A 14,591-nucleotide genomic window follows, 5' to 3' on the forward strand; every position below is an offset into this window, starting at 1 on the left:
CCTGGCCATTGACGGTCAGGATGACCTGGCGCATGCCCTTCTCATCCGGCTCGCCGACAGCGTCGAGGCTGACCACCAGCGGCGGACGGTTTTCGTCGATCTCGCCGTAGTAGATCATGGTCTCCACGCCCTCTTCAAGGCCGTAGAAGAAGGTCTTGTCACCCAACTGGTCGGTGATGCCGTAGGTGCGCAGGTGCTCCTGGTACTCGGCGTACTGCTTCGGGAACAGCAGCTGATCCAGCGCCGCACGACGCACACTGTGGTCGTCGGACTGCAGATCCGGCTCGAGCTCCGTCGGCACCTGGACGGTGTGGTCGACCTCGGAGCGATTCTCCAGTGCCTTGTCGCGCAGCAGCGGCCAGCCACCCGGAGGGGTACCCAGCTCGCCCTGCAGGAAGCCGATGACAGATTCCGGAATGTCGTACTTGCGCGGGTTCTCTGCGAACTCCTGCGGGCTGACACCCTGGCCGACGAGCTGCAGGGCCAGGTCGCCAACCACCTTGGAGGACGGGGTGACCTTCGTCGGGCGACCGAGGATCTCGTTCACGCCTGCGTAGTAGTCCTCGATGAGCTCGAAGCGATCCTCCAGACCAAGGGCCTTCGCCTGGGTGCGCAGGTTGGAGAGCTGACCGCCCGGGATTTCGTGCTTGTACACGCGGCCGGTCGGGCCCGGAATGCCGGACTCGAACGGTGCGTACACCTGGCGCACGGCCTCCCAGTACGGCTCCATGTCGAAGACGGCCTGCAGGTCGATGCCGGTATCGCGCTCGGTGTTCTCAAACGCCGCGACGAGGGCGGACATCGACGGCTGGGAGGTGGTGCCTGCCAGCGGAGCGGATGCGACGTCGACAATGTCGGCACCCGCATTCGCTGCGGCGAGGTAGGTCGCCAGCTGGCCACCCGCAGTGTCATGGGTGTGGACGTGGACCGGCAGGTCGAAGCGCTCACGCAGCGCGGTGACCAGCTTGGCTGCTGCTGCCGGACGCATCAGGCCAGCCATGTCCTTGATCGCCAGGACGTGGGCGCCTGCCTCGACGATTTCCTCGGCGAGGTTGAGGTAGTAGTCCAGCGTGTACAGGTCCTCGTTCGGGTCCACCAGGTTGCCGGAGTACGCCATGGCCACCTCGGCGACGGTGGTGTTGGTCTCCAGCACGGCGTCGATAGCCGGGCGCATCTGGGACACGTCATTGAGCGCGTCGAAGATACGGAAGATATCGATGCCGGAGGAAGCGGCCTCGCGGACGAACGCCTTGGTCACCTTGTCCGGGTACGGGGTGTAACCGACGGTGTTGCGGCCACGCAGCAGCATCTGGATGTTGACGTTCGGCATTGCCTCGCGCAGCTCGTCGAGACGCATCCACGGCGACTCGTGGAGGAAGCGCATGCCCACGTCGAAGGTGGCGCCGCCCCATGCCTCAACAGAGGCCAGCTCTGGGGTCAGGTGGCCCACATGCTTCGCTGCCGCAACCAGGGTGTTGGTGCGGATGCGGGTTGCCAGCAGGGACTGGTGGGCATCGCGGAACGTGGTCTCGGTGACGCCAAGTGCGGTCTGCTTGCGGATCTTCTCAGCCCACTTTGTCGGGCCGAGCTCAAGCAGGTCGTCGCGGGAACCACGCGGCAGATCGCCGTACTTGGATTCCGGCAGCTTCTTCGACGGCTGAATGTTCGTCGGGCGAGCACCGTTTGGCTGGTTCACCGTAACGGATGCCAGGTAATCGAGGATCTTGCCGGCATCGTCAGCTGCCGCCGGAGCCTCGAGCAGGTGCGGGTGGTCCGCGATGAAGCCGGTGTTGATGCGCTCGTTGCGGAACTCGTCCTCGCTGAGCAGGGCGCGCAGGAAGCCGATGTTCGTGGACAGGCCCGTAATGGAGAACTCGTTCAGGGCGCGCAGGGCACGGTCGACGGCGACCTGGAAGTTGCGGCCACGGCAGGTCATCTTGACCAGCAGGGAGTCGAAGTTCGGGGTGATGGTGGTACCGACGGCCACGGAGCCGTCGAGACGCACACCTGCACCACCCGGGGAGCGGTAGCCGGTGACCACGCCGGAGTCCGGTCGGAAGCCGTTGGCCGGGTCCTCGGTGGTGATGCGGCACTGCAGGGCTGCGCCGTTGACCTCGATGAGGTCCTGGGTGAGGTGGATGTCCTCCAGCTTCGCGCCGGCGGCGATGTACATCTGGTTCTTTACGATGTCGATGCCGGTGACTTCCTCGGTCACCGTGTGCTCGACCTGCACGCGCGGGTTCATCTCGATGAAGACGTGGTTGCCGGACTCGTCGACAAGAAACTCGACCGTACCTGCGCCCTCGTAGTTGATTTCCTTACAGAACGCCACAGCGTCGGCACAGATCTTCTGGCGCTGCTCTTCCGTGATGTGCTGCGCCGGAGCGATCTCAACAACCTTCTGGTGGCGGCGCTGCACGGAGCAGTCACGCTCAAACAGGTGCACCACGTTGCCGTAAGAGTCAGCCATGATCTGCACCTCAATGTGCTGCGGGCGGATCACGGCGCGCTCGATGTAGACGTTCGGGTCACCGAAGGCTGCCTCAGCCTCGCGGGATGCCTCGGCTGCGAGACGCTCAACGTCCTCGATCTTCTCAATGAAACGCATGCCGCGTCCGCCGCCACCGGCGACAGCCTTCACAAACACCGGGAACTCGAAGTCCTTGGCAAACTCTGCCAGCTGCTTCGGGTCGGACGACGGCTCAGAGTCCTTCAGCACCGGCAGGCCGGCACGCTCAGCGGCCTGGACAGCGGCGGACTTGTCGCCCGTCAGGTCCAGCGTCTCCGGGGTCGGGCCGATGAACTTAATGCCGTTGTCGCGGCAGGCACGAGCCAGGTCAGCACGCTCGGAGAGGAAGCCGTAGCCCGGGTAGACGGCATCTGCGCCAGTTTGCTTCGCGGCACGGATGATTTCGTCGATGTTCAGGTACGCCTTGACCGGCTGGCCGGCCTCGCCGATCTGGACTGCCTCGTCCGCGAACGGACGGTGGAACGAGTTACGGTCCTCGCGGGGGTAGACCGCGACGGTCTTCGCGCCAGTTTCAAAGGCTGCACGGAAGGCACGAACGGCGATCTCACCGCGGTTAGCTACCAGGATTTTCTTGAATGCTGGCAGGTCATTAAGCGGGAGGTTATCCGGGTTCATTTTGTTCCTTTCCTCAAGGAAAGATCGAAGTCATACTGCAACGGGTAGTTTAGTACAGGTCACACTTTTCTTGGGTCGTTTTCGCCAACGAATGTGACACGTTTGCACCCTAACGCGGGGGTGCAAAAACGCGGGCGCCGCGTTGCGACGACCCGCGTTTCGGGGGTGATCCGCTTACGCCTTGACGTGGCGCTCCTCCGGGCCGTTGTAGGCCGAGAGTGGACGGATCAGGGAGTTGTTCTCAAACTGCTCGATGATGTGAGCGGTCCAGCCGGTAATGCGGGACATCACGAACAGCGGGGTGAAGAACTCGATGTCGAAGCCCAGGATGTAGTAGGCCGGGCCGGACGGGAAGTCCAGGTTCGGACGGATCTTGATCGAGGTGTTGTCGTGCATGGTTTTGGCCATGATGTCGTACATCTCGACCCACTTCTGAGCGTCCTTCTCCGGATGCTCCGCAGCGAGCTTCTTAAAGGCGGCTTCCATCGTCGGCACGCGCGAGTCGCCCTTCTTGTACACGCGGTGGCCGAAGCCCATGACGAGCTCCTTGTTCTTGAGCTTGTCCAGGCACCACTGCTCTGCCTTGGCCGGGTCGCCGATTTCGGTCATGTGGTGCATGACGAACTCGTTGGCGCCACCGTGCAGCGGGCCCTTCAGGGCACCGATTGCGCCGGTGATTGCGGACCAGCCGTCGGACATCGTCGAGGCAATCGTGCGGGCCGTGAAGGTGGAGGCGTTGAAGGAGTGCTCGGCGTAGAGGATCATCGTCTTCTCAAACGCCTCGATGTCGGACGGGATGTTGGCCGGGGACTTCTCGTCGTCACCGAAAACCATCCAGAGGAAGTTCTCGGAGAAGCCCTTCTCCTTGCTCGGGGCGATGTACTCCTTGCCCTGGCGGCGACGGATGTCGGTTGCGACAATCGTCGGCAGCTTGGCCAGCAACTTGCGGCCGATGCCACGCAGGTGATCGGAATCCGGGGTGAACTTCTCCGGATCCTCTGCACCCAGGTAGGACACTGCGGTACGCAGCACGTCCATCGGGTGGCAGTCCTTCGGCATGAAGTTGATGATCTGGATCAGTTCTTCATCGATGTCGCGGTTTTCCATGCAGCCACCGCGGAACTCTGCAAACTGCTCCTCGGTCGGCAGTTCGCCGTTCCACAGCAGGTATGCCACTTCCTCGAAGGTGCAATGCTCTGCCAGTTCCTGGACCGGGTAACCGCGGTACAGCAGCGAGTTGGTCTCCGGGTTGACCTTGGACACTGCGGTGTAGTCAGCGACAACGCCGTTGAGGCCCTTACGAATTTCCTGCTCAGTCATGATGATTCACTCCTTCTTGGTGGTGGTGTTGGTGGTGGCGTCTACTGCTCAAAGGTGGAGCTGTAGGTGTCTTTCGAGTAGGTGAAGACGGATTGGTCGAACTGGTTGTATTCGTCGTAGCGCACCAGTTCGTAGAGGCGGGCGCGGTGCTGCATCTTGTCCAGCCACGGCACCTGGGTGCCGGTTTCTGCGATGTCGCGCAGCATTGCTTCGGTCTGGCCCATGGCGATACGGAAGGTGGTCACCGGCCAGATCACGGCGTTGTAGCCGAGGTTTTCCAGCTGCTGGGCGCTGAGCAGGTCGGTCTTGCCAAACTCGGTCATGTTGGCCAGAAGCGGCGTGTCCACGGCGGCGCGGAACTTGGCAAAGTCTTCCTCCGAGTACAGCGCTTCGGTGAAGATGAGGTCCGCACCTGCGTCGGCGTATGCCTTCGCACGCTCGATGGCCTCGTCGATGCCTTCGATGCCGGCGGCGTCGGTGCGGGCACAGATGACAAAGTCGTCGTCCTGGCGCTCGCGCACCGCTGCGGTGATGCGGCGGATCATCAGGTCGCGTGGCACAACTTCCTTGCCGTCGAGGTGGCCGCAGCGCTTCGGGTTGACCTGGTCTTCCAGGTGGAGGCCAGCCAGGCCTGCCGCTTCAAACTCGGCGACGGTGCGGGCTGCGGACATCGGCTCGCCGAAGCCGGTGTCGGCGTCGATGAGCACCGGCAGGTTGGTGGCGCGGGCGATCTGGCCGCCGCGGTTTGCAACCTCGGAAAGCGTGGTCAGGCCGATGTCCGGCAGGCCCAGGTCGTTGGCTACCACGGCGCCGGAGACGTACACGCCGGAGAAGGATCCGATGTCCTCGATCAGGCGCGCGGTCAGCGGGTTGAAGGCGCCGGGCAGTGTGGTGATTTTTTCGTCGACAAGCGATGCTCGCAGTGCTTTGCGACGCTCGTTCGGGGTTGTGTCAGGCTTGAACATTAGAAGATGCCTCCCGGGATCTCCTCTGCAGCGGCGCGGGTTGCGTCGTTGACGCGGATGTTAAGTTCGGTCAGGTCAGTGAGGTTTTCCAGATCCTGCACGGCGGCGAGGAAGCGGTCCTGCTCGTCCTTATCGACGATGCCCTCAGCCAGGGTGCGGAACTTCTGGATGTAGTTCTCACGCTCGAACGGACGAGCACCGTACGGGTGGGCGTCGGCGACAGCCATCTCATCCTCGATGACGGTGCCGTCGTTGAAGGTGATGACAGCCTTGGCACCGAATGCCTTCTCGTCCGGATCCTGCGAGTGGTAGCGACGGGTCCACTCCGGGTCCTCCACCGTGGACACCTTGTGCCACAGCTCGACGGTCTCCGGACGGTTTGCACGCTCCGGGGTGTAGGAGTCGACGTGGTGCCAGCCGCCGTCCTCAAGGGCGACAGCGAACATGTACATGATCGAGTGGTCCAGGGTCTCGCGGGATGCCTTCGGATCCATCTTCTGCGGGTCGTTTGCGCCGGTGCCGATGACGTAGTGGGTGTGGTGCGAGGTGTGCAGCACGATGGATTCGATCTCGGCGGTGGTCTTGCCTGCGTCTGCGATGGTCTGCTTCATGCGACGAGCCAGGTCAATCGGAGCCTGTGCCTGGTACTCGGCGGAGTGCTCCTTGGTGTAGGTGTCCAGGATCGCGCGCTTCGGCTCGCCGTCTGCCGGCAGCGGGACGGTGTAGGTGCGCTCCGGGGAGTGCAGCATCCATGCAATGAAGCCGTCTTCGCCTTCCCAGATCGGGGCCGGTGCGCCCTCGCCGCGCATGGCGCGGTCCACCGCTTCGATGGCCATCTTGCCGGCGAATGCCGGGGCGGATGCCTTCCAGGAGGAGATCAGGCCCTTGCGGGACTGGCGGGTTGCGGTGGTGGTGTGCAGCGCCTGGCCGATTGCCTGGTAGATGGTGTCCACGTCCAGGTTGAGCATGGTGCCGATGCCAGCTGCGGCCGAGGGGCCAAGGTGTGCAACGTGGTCGATCTTCCACTCGTGCAGGCAGATGCCCTTGACCAGGTTGACCTGGATTTCGTAGCCGGTGGCGATGCCGCGGATCAGCGCCTTACCGTCGAGGCCCTTGTGCTGTGCAACAGCGAGGATCGGCGGGATGTTGTCGCCCGGGTGGGAGTATTCGGCTGCCAGGAAGGTGTCGTGGAAGTCGAGCTCGCGCACGGCGGTGCCGTTTGCGAAAGCGACCCATTCTGCGGAGTAGGTGCCGTCTTCGCCGAAGACGAGTGCACCCTTGTTGTCTGCCGGGTGTGCCTTGGCCATTGCGCGGGCGACGGCGACCGGGCGGCGGTTATAGGAGGCAACAGCGACAGAAGCGTTGTCGATGATGCGGTTGATGATCATTTCGCGGGTATCTTCCGGCACTTCAACCGGGTCGGCCGCGACCTTGGCAATCTTGTAGGCCAGATGCTCTTCAATCGGGAAGTCTTCTGCGGACTTATGGGTACGTACCTCGTGTTGGATCATTCTTCGGCTCCTTCTGGCAATCGAGATGATGATGCACCTCATATTAGGAGCGAAAGTGTGTTGCGCATCATAGTGGAAGTTGCGTATTCTTGCGTCCTGAAACTGACAGACTTTCAAAGTGTTGCAAATCACCAGGCCAAGCGGCTGAGAAGGAGCAAAATCAACGATGGCAAAGCTGTACGCGGGGGGTCAGATCCGCACACTGCGCACCGCTCGCAACCTCACTCAAGCCGATGCGGCGGTCCTCGTCGGTATCTCGCCGAGCTATCTCAACCAGTTGGAAAACGATCAGCGCCCTCTCACGGCGACGGTGTTGTTGCAGTTAACGTCCGCCTTCGGGGTGGATGCTTCCTTCTTCTCCGGCGACGCCGAACGCGAAACCGCAGCCGCCCTTTCGGAACTGCTCCCCGGCATCGCGCAGCACGAGCTGGAGGAATTCGCCCGCCACTTCCCTACCCTTGCGGAGCGTGTCCGAACCATCCCCGAGCGCCTCAACGAGCAAGCCCCCAACCCCTACGAGTACGCACGCAGCTTTTTCCAGGAACACAGCAACTACTTCCACTCCCTGGATTCAGCGGCCGAAACGCTTGCGGAGCATCTTGGTGGCCGCCAGTTGCGCCTGACCCGTCTTGCGTCGGTCCTCGACCGCGACTTCGGCTACACCGTGCGCTTCAACCAGCCTGTGGAGTCGGGTCGCTCCGACATCGACACCACCACCCGCGAGATCCGCCTGCGCTCCGGCTTGAGCGAAGCGCAACAGTGCTTCGAGCTGTCCTACCGCTACAGCAATCTCGCCCACGGCGACGTGATATCAGAGCTCATTGCGCGTATCGACGACACCCCGGCCCGCAACGTCACCACCCACGGCTTAGCCCAGTACTTCGCGGCCGCCGTGACCATGCCCTACTCCGAGATCCTGCAGGCTGCCCACGAGACGCGCTACGACATCGATGTCATCTCGGCCCGCTTCGGCACCGGATTCGAATCCACCTGCCAACGCCTCGGCACACTGCAGCGCCCCGGCGCGCAGGCTGTGCCGTTTGTATTTATGCGCACCGACCGCGCAGGAAATGTGTCCAAGCGCCAGGCCACCACGTCGTTCCGCTTCGCCGTCTCCGGCGATACCTGCCCGCTATGGGTGGTGCACCGTGCGTTTGAAACCCCAAACCGTGTGACCAGGCAGGTCTCCACCACCCCGGACGGGCGCACACAGATGTGGGTTGCGCGCATGGTGCAAGGCCCAGCAGTCGGCTTTGGTCAGCCCCGGCGCGAGCACGCCGTAGCGCTTGGCTGCGACGCCGCATACGCACCCCAACTGGTGTACGCCGACGGCCTTGATCTGGCCCCGGCGTCAGCTACCCCGATTGGTCCGGGGTGCGCGACGTGTCCGCGCACCCGCTGCCCCCAACGTGCGTTTCCGGCTAGTCCAGATCCGACTTTGTAATCAGGCGGCGCGCCGCCTCGGTAATCGAACCTGACAGCGACGGGTACACCGCCATCGAGTTAGCCAGCTGGGTGACGGTGAGGCTGTTGGTTACCGCGATGGTCAGCGACAAGATCAGCTCGGATGCAGTCGGCGCGACGATCACACCGCCGATGACCTGGCCGGAGCCCTTGCGGGCGAAAATCTTCACAAACCCGTACTGCAGGGAACGCATCTTGGCGCGCGGGTTCGTCGACAAGGGCAGCTTGTAGATGTCTGCCTCAACCTTGCCGTCGCGGATCTCCTGCTCGGTGACACCCACGGCAGCGATCTCCGGACGGGTGAACACGGCGTTGCCAACCGTCTTCAGGCGGATCGGGCTGACACCGTCGCCCATCGCGTGGTCAACGGCAGTGCGGCCCTGCTGCGCCGCAACCGACGCCAGCGGCATGAGGTCCGTGCAGTCGCCCGCAGCGTAAATGCCGGCGACGTTAGTGCGCGAGACGCGGTCCACATGAATGTGGCCGGACGGGGTGGTCTCCACCTTTGCGGCCTCAAGGTTCAAATCTGCCGTATTCGGAACAGAACCGATGGACATCATCACGTGCGAACCCTCAATGGCGCGGCCATCAGTGGTGTGCACGACCACAGCGTCACCCGTGTTTTCCACACGCTCCACACGCGCGTCCTTCTCCAACTGCACGCCGCGATCCGCCAGGACCTTCTCCAAGACATCGGCGGCGTCGGCGTCGTCGTGAGGCAAAATGCGATCGCGGGAAGCAACCATGGTCACCTTCACGCCCAGCTCCGCAAACGCAGAGACAAACTCCGCACCAGTCACGCCAGAACCAACCACAATGAGGTGGGTCGGCAGCTCCTGCAGGTCATACATCTGACGCCAGTTCAGGATGCGCTCGCCGTCCGGCTCCGCCCCCTTGAGCACACGCGGGCTCGCACCCGTGCACACAAGCACCATGTCGCAGCTGACGTGCTCAGTCTCACCAGACTCGGTGACAATCTCAATGTCATGCGTAGTGTGACCGACCTGCTTATCAGAGAAGCGCGCACGCCCCTTGACCAGGCGCACACCCTTGCGCTCAAGCTGCTCGCGGATGTCACTGGACTGCTCCGCCGCCAACTGCTTCACACGCTCATTCAGCGCCAGCAGCGACAGCTTCGCGTCACCCAACGTGTGGTTGAGCCCCATATCGTCCGCGCGGCGCAAGTCCGTCTTAATGTTCGCGCCCGCAATGAAGCTTTTCGACGGCACAACGTCCTTACGGATCGCCGAGCCGCCAGCCCCAGAATCTTCCACCAACGTGATGTCTGCGCCGCGTTTCGACGCGAGCAGCGCGGCCTCGTATCCGCCGGGGCCTCCACCCATGATGACAATCTTCTTGGACAAAACGGCTCTCCTCAAAGTTTCAGACTTGACGTGACAGGTTAAACAACGTCACAGTCTACCCGGAGCCGGAGAAACCTCACCCACCCGGAAGTACTGCTCCACAATCGCACCGAACAAACGAACCCCAACCCCAATCGCCCGCTCATCAACATTCAGGTTCCCCTGGTGCAGATCCTGTGGCTCACCCTCACCGTTCCACGCACCCAAGCGCATCATCGCGCCGGGTACGTGCTCGAGGTACCACGAAAAGTCCTCCCCACCGCTGGATTGCGGGGCGGAGACAACACTGTGCGGGTCCACGGACCGGGCGGCTTGGACGGCCAGGGCGGTGGCGGCGTCGTCGTTAAGCACGGGCGGCACACCGCGGATGTAATCCAGGTGGTACGTGCAACCGGTCGGCGCAACGACAAGGTCGATCAGGTCCGTAATCAAGTCCTCGATCTCACGCCACGTCGTAATATCCGCCGTGCGCAACGTGCCTTCCAAAACACCCACTTTCGGAATCGCATTCGCCGCATCACCCGCATTGACGTGGCCAAACACCAACACAGTGCCTGTGCGCGGATCCACCCGGCGCGACAATAACGCCGGCAACTGAGTAATCAGCGCACCGATTGCGTACACCACATCGGCGGTCAACTGCGGGCGCGACGTATGTCCGCCGGGGCCCTGGACCTCGATACGAATCACGTCAGACGCCGAGGTGATCGCACCGGTGCGCACGCCGATCTCCCCAACACGGATATGCGGCTCGGCATGCACCGCATAAATCGCGGAAACATTTTCCAACCCGCCCCACTTGACTACGTCCAGCGCGCCGCCACCCATAACTTCTTCCGCAGGCTGGAAGATCACGCGAACACCCTGCTCAAGCTCGATCGTGGACAACGCACACGCAAGGCCCAGAGCAACCGTCGTATGCACATCATGGCCACACGAGTGCGACACGCCCGGGTTCACCGACGCGAACGGCAAACCGGTTTGCTCCGGCACACGCAGCGCATCGATGTCTGCGCGAAATGCCAAGCGCTTGCCTTCGGTAGGACCAAGGTCCACATACAACCCGGTGCCCGGGAAGCGCACCGGCTTCAGACCATGTTCCTCCAGTACGTTGACCAAAAACTCGGTAGTTTCCACTTCCTCGTTGGATAGCTCCGGGTGTGAGTGAATGTGCCGACGCCACCCCACGACCTTGTCCTGGTTTTGATCAAACCAAGCCGCCACGGCTGTAGCGATTCCGGCGTTACTCACGCGTCCTCCCTTAAGGTCGTCCTGTACAGCGGGTACAAGCAAGTGCATATGTTGCACAGAGTCTACGCCGGGGTCGTCGCCACGCTAGAAGCGCACTGCTTTTTCGGTACTGCGTTTTCAGTGCAGTGCTGAATCTGTTCAGCAACGCTAAACACTGGTGTTCCCCTCGGTGCGCCGGGTTGAAGATAGGCGGTGGAAAACCGGGCAGTGTCGTACGGACTGCGGGGCCACTGGAACATGATCGCCTCCACTTTGGCGTCAGGGCCTTGGAGCACGTAGGCATCGTCGACATCATCAAGACTGCCCGGCAACAGCATCGCAGGTGGCACGTGCAGCGCACGAGCGATGCGGTAGAGAGTGCTTAAGGTTGGGTCGGCAGCCCGCTCGTTGTAGTCGTTGCGCTCAATGTTGGACACAAGCGAGCGCGACACTCCAGCGAGTTCCGCAAGGCGCGTTTGGCTCAACCCCCGCATGATGCGCAGCGCGCGAATACGTTCTCCCAAGCCCAGCGCGTAGCTGGCCCAGTGCGAGTCCGGTAGCAATTCCCCCATGACAGCTCTCCCCCTGGCTGTGTCGTTGTGCTGTTGTGCTGTTGTGCCGTTGTGCTCACAATGTAGCGCAGCGCAAGTGTGCACGCCACGGTTATTTTCGGTTCCGTGGCGCGTAGACCTTGCGCTGCGCTTGTACTGTGCGCGCGTTATGCGCGTTAGAGGTCGATGTTGCGCGGACCGTAGAGACGATCACCGGCATCGCCCAAGCCAGGCACGATGTAGGCGTCCTCGTTCAGCGACGGATCGATCGTCGCAGTAACCAGGCGGACAGGCCCGCCGTGAGCCTTGAGCGCATCCACGCCCGGCTGTGCACTGACCATGCAGATGCAGGTGATGTCGTCCGCACCGCGGCCAACAAGCAGATCGATGGCGTGGATGAGCGAGCCGCCGGTTGCCAGCATCGGGTCCACCAGGAACACCGGCTGTCCAGACAGATCGTCGGGCAGTGCTTCGAGGTACGGCACCGGTTCGTGGGTCTTCTCGTCGCGAGCCAAGCCGATGAAGCCCACCTGGGCGTCCGGGATCATCGACAGTGCTGGATCGATCATGCCCAGACCGGCTCGGATGATCGGAACGATGATCGGCGGGGTGGCCAGCCGCGTGCCTTGAGCGACCGCAACTGGGGTTTCGGTGTCGAACTGCTCGACTTTCAAATCACGCGCCGCCTCGTAGATCAGCATTGCGCCGAGGTCGGCCAACGCCGCACGAAAAGCTGCGTTGTCGCTGCGCTTGTCGCGCATAATGGTCAGCCGCGAAGCAGCCAGCGGGTGGTTAATAACCGTGATGTCCATGCCGCCCATGCTAATTCACCGAAGTTTTTTCTCCTACGAGGGAACCGGCGTGGGGTTTTCGCCGTCCAATGTGCATGACTGTCTTTCAATTTGATTCCGCATCCGTGTTTTCCATGACCGATTCTCTACGCAACGACGCAGCCTCGCTGCGCGCCCTCAACCATGTGCCAGTGCCCGATGTGTGGCCATTGAGCGAATTCCACAACGCAGTGTCCACCGCTATCGAGCAAGCGAACAGTGACGCCACTTTGCTTCGCGACGAAGCCCGGCGCATCGCCGCAACCATGGACCTCACCGTTGATGCTGCGTGCGCCGTCGATACCGCCACCTGCCACAAGTTTGGAGCGACACTATGAACCCCACCCTTAGCACCATGCTCGACGCGCTTTCCTCGCTAGGCGGGCCGCCATCAGTGACAAACAACCGCCACCTGAACTTCTCGTTAGATATCGGTACTGCTGCGGCACAGATTTTGTCCATGGCAGACATCATCGATTTTCCGACCCTTCCGGGCTATCGCATGCCGGACTTCAAGGACTTCGGTCCGCTCGCACAGGTTGCTAACGCGAGCGGGGAAACCAGGCTGCAGGCTGCATCTGACCTGGCGGCCTACCGTGCAGATATCAGTGACGCAGTCCTGCGCGGGTCAGTCCGCGCTTCGGCCGCGGTCGCCGAGCTTGTCTCTATTGCAATCGGTCTCATGCGCAACGCCGCGGCAGCGCCCGCGCTTGCGGCGACACCAATCGGCCCAATTGGTGCAGCGGCGTTTGTAGCGGCTCAAGTCTGTCAGGCGCTCGATGCTGCGATGGCGGCTTTGCAGAGCTTGGAGAAGGACCTGGGCGCCCTTGCGACGAAACTGGGGGCGTCGACCGCTGCGGCGGCCGCCCGTGTCATGCCGGGTCCGGGCGCGCTCGGTGAGGCAGCGAACGCAGAGTTGCAGCGCCTATCGGCCTCGGTGCCATCATCCCCGCGCCAGCTTGTGGCCGCGGCGCTGCCGACTGCACCGAAACCCGCAGCCACGGTCCCCGCGCCTGCTCCGCCTGAGGTCACGCCAATGTCTGCTCCTCCACCGGAGCCCACGCCAGCACCGGCACAGGGTGGTTCACCAGTCGGCGCAGCCGCAGTGGCCGCAGCGAAAAGCCAACTGGGCACGCCATATGTCTGGGGAGGGTCGAGCCCTGGTGGCTTCGACTGCTCCGGGCTGACATCTTGGGCATACAGCCAGGCGGGGATGGACATCCCGCGCGTCGCCGCCGACCAGACGGTTGGCAGGCAGGTGTCCTACGAGGAACTGCAGCCGGGCGATCTTGTGCTCTGGTCGGGCCACGCCGCAATGTACGCAGGCGACGGCATGATGATTGAGGCCGGCGACCCGGTACAGATGAACCCGGTGCGCACCGAGAACATCGGAATGCCGTTCTACGGGTTCTGGCGGCCAACCGGTTAATCTGCTGGCTGTGAGTTGAGTAGACTCTCACCCCATGAGTACCCGCGCGATCCTTCCCGTGAAACTGTCCCTGACCGAGGGCGATTTTTACACCCTGTGGGCCCCAACCTGGAAAGAGAAGGGCACGCAGTGGCAGGCCTTTCTTGGCGACGACCAATCGGTCCTCGCCTTCAACTCCCCCGAGGAGCTTCTGGCCTACCTCAACACCAACCCGTCGCATGACCTGAGTGATCACCCGAAGTGGGAGGCGTTTAACACTCAGGGCGACGACCGCGTCGTGCCGGGTGACAAGCAGTACTACGACATCATTGGCGCCCCGAACTTCCTAGCGGGTCGTCCGAGCCACGAGAACGTCTCGTCGCTGGCACGCGTCTTCCAGGTGTCGCGTTCGCTGGCCGAGGTGGCCAGCGCTGAGCATGCGCAGATCTTCTTCGCCTCCCACTCCATTTTGGGCAACGTCAACCGTGGCGCGGACCACTACGCGGGCGAGAACGGCATGTCTGAATGGTCGGGTGTGGGCCGCGTTGTGCTGACCAATTGGAAGCAGGTTGTGGAGTCGCTGGATGAGGTGGTGCGTGTCGTCGATACGCAAGATCTCGACGCGAACGAGGTTGCCGCAGCAGCCACCGCAATCGCCGCCGCGAAGGAAGAACGCGCAGCGGCTGAGGAGCAGCGCCGCGCCGACGAGCAGGCACAGGCCGCCGCGCAAGACCCCTACGACTCCTCCGTCTGGGGCCTTGCTGGCATCGACCCGGTGAAGGTTTCCATCCAGGGCCAGAGCG

The 14,591-nt window shown here is 62.7% G+C and carries 11 protein-coding genes and 1 pseudogene; 4 read left to right on the forward strand and 8 right to left on the reverse strand.

Translation table 11 applies throughout. The annotated features are described in order from the left end of the window. The 4 genes from HMPREF2656_RS00445 to prpD form a co-directional block, all read right to left on the reverse strand. Positions 1-3,145 (reverse strand): pyruvate carboxylase (locus tag HMPREF2656_RS00445; protein WP_070815563.1); only part of this gene is annotated, 3,145 nt, incomplete at its 3' end. Positions 3,146-3,319: 174 nt separating this feature from the next. After that, positions 3,320-4,465 carry a bifunctional 2-methylcitrate synthase/citrate synthase gene (locus tag HMPREF2656_RS00450; RefSeq protein WP_070422833.1) on the reverse strand — a complete coding sequence of 382 codons (1,146 nt, stop codon included), beginning with the start codon at positions 4,463-4,465 and terminating at the stop codon, positions 3,320-3,322. A gap of 41 nt (positions 4,466-4,506) precedes the next feature. Next, positions 4,507-5,430: a methylisocitrate lyase gene (gene prpB / locus HMPREF2656_RS00455; protein ID WP_070422832.1), complete on the reverse strand. Its 924-nt coding sequence runs from the start codon at positions 5,428-5,430 to the stop codon at positions 4,507-4,509. Next, complete coding sequence (gene prpD / locus HMPREF2656_RS00460) at positions 5,430-6,941, reverse strand: 2-methylcitrate dehydratase PrpD (protein WP_070570511.1); 1,512 nt, start codon at positions 6,939-6,941, stop codon at positions 5,430-5,432. Before prpD ends, prpB begins: the two co-directional genes overlap by 1 nt. 166 nt (positions 6,942-7,107) lie before the next feature. Between prpD and HMPREF2656_RS00465 the strand changes: the two genes are divergently transcribed. Further along, on the forward strand, positions 7,108-8,385 hold the full coding sequence (locus HMPREF2656_RS00465) for a helix-turn-helix domain-containing protein (protein ID WP_070614309.1): 1,278 nt from the start codon (positions 7,108-7,110) through the stop codon (positions 8,383-8,385). Here the strand turns inward: HMPREF2656_RS00465 and HMPREF2656_RS00470 are convergent. The 4 genes from HMPREF2656_RS00470 to upp all read right to left on the reverse strand — a co-directional run bounded on the left by HMPREF2656_RS00470 (position 8,363) and on the right by upp (position 12,362). Then, positions 8,363-9,769 (reverse strand): NAD(P)H-quinone dehydrogenase, encoded by a 1,407-nt coding sequence (locus HMPREF2656_RS00470; protein WP_070450406.1) that lies wholly within the window; start codon positions 9,767-9,769, stop codon positions 8,363-8,365. The genes HMPREF2656_RS00465 and HMPREF2656_RS00470 overlap by 23 nt on opposite strands. A gap of 48 nt (positions 9,770-9,817) precedes the next feature. Further along, positions 9,818-11,020 (reverse strand): amidohydrolase, encoded by a 1,203-nt coding sequence (locus HMPREF2656_RS00475; protein ID WP_246815296.1) that lies wholly within the window; start codon positions 11,018-11,020, stop codon positions 9,818-9,820. Between the two features lie 62 nt (positions 11,021-11,082). Continuing rightward, positions 11,083-11,571, reverse strand: coding sequence for a helix-turn-helix domain-containing protein (locus HMPREF2656_RS00480; protein WP_070482389.1), 489 nt, complete (start codon positions 11,569-11,571; stop codon positions 11,083-11,085). A gap of 155 nt (positions 11,572-11,726) precedes the next feature. Next, on the reverse strand, positions 11,727-12,362 hold the full coding sequence (gene upp, locus HMPREF2656_RS00485) for a uracil phosphoribosyltransferase (RefSeq protein ID WP_070422880.1): 636 nt from the start codon (positions 12,360-12,362) through the stop codon (positions 11,727-11,729). A 74-nt stretch (positions 12,363-12,436) separates the two neighbouring features. Between upp and HMPREF2656_RS00490 the strand changes: the two genes are divergently transcribed. From HMPREF2656_RS00490 to HMPREF2656_RS00500, 3 genes and pseudogenes are all read left to right on the forward strand, one after another. Further along, entirely contained in the window at positions 12,437-12,718 is a 282-nt protein-coding gene (locus HMPREF2656_RS00490) for a hypothetical protein (protein ID WP_070771954.1), read from the forward strand. After that, entirely contained in the window at positions 12,715-13,809 is a 1,095-nt protein-coding gene (locus HMPREF2656_RS12355; protein WP_246815297.1) for a C40 family peptidase, read from the forward strand. The genes HMPREF2656_RS00490 and HMPREF2656_RS12355 overlap by 4 nt, the downstream gene beginning before the upstream one ends. 34 nt (positions 13,810-13,843) lie before the next feature. Then, positions 13,844-14,591 (forward strand): annotated as a pseudogene (locus tag HMPREF2656_RS00500) (hypothetical protein); the annotation flags it as partial.

Source organism: Corynebacterium sp. HMSC034B08, assembly GCF_001835805.1.
GTDB lineage: Bacteria > Actinomycetota > Actinomycetes > Mycobacteriales > Mycobacteriaceae > Corynebacterium > Corynebacterium coyleae.

Excerpts from the sequence above, each read along its gene's own strand:
- HMPREF2656_RS00450 (WP_070422833.1), bottom strand. The coding sequence starts at position 4,465 with ATGACTGAGCAGGAAATTCGTAAGGGCCTCAACGGCGTTGTCGCTGAC.
- prpB (WP_070422832.1), bottom strand. The coding sequence starts at position 5,430 with ATGTTCAAGCCTGACACAACCCCGAACGAGCGTCGCAAAGCACTGCGA.
- prpD (WP_070570511.1), bottom strand. The coding sequence starts at position 6,941 with ATGATCCAACACGAGGTACGTACCCATAAGTCCGCAGAAGACTTCCCG.
- HMPREF2656_RS00465 (WP_070614309.1), top strand. The coding sequence starts at position 7,108 with ATGGCAAAGCTGTACGCGGGGGGTCAGATCCGCACACTGCGCACCGCT.
- HMPREF2656_RS00480 (WP_070482389.1), bottom strand. The coding sequence starts at position 11,571 with ATGGGGGAATTGCTACCGGACTCGCACTGGGCCAGCTACGCGCTGGGC.
- upp (WP_070422880.1), bottom strand. The coding sequence starts at position 12,362 with ATGGACATCACGGTTATTAACCACCCGCTGGCTGCTTCGCGGCTGACC.
- HMPREF2656_RS00490 (WP_070771954.1), top strand. The coding sequence starts at position 12,437 with ATGACTGTCTTTCAATTTGATTCCGCATCCGTGTTTTCCATGACCGAT.
- HMPREF2656_RS12355 (WP_246815297.1), top strand. The coding sequence starts at position 12,715 with ATGAACCCCACCCTTAGCACCATGCTCGACGCGCTTTCCTCGCTAGGC.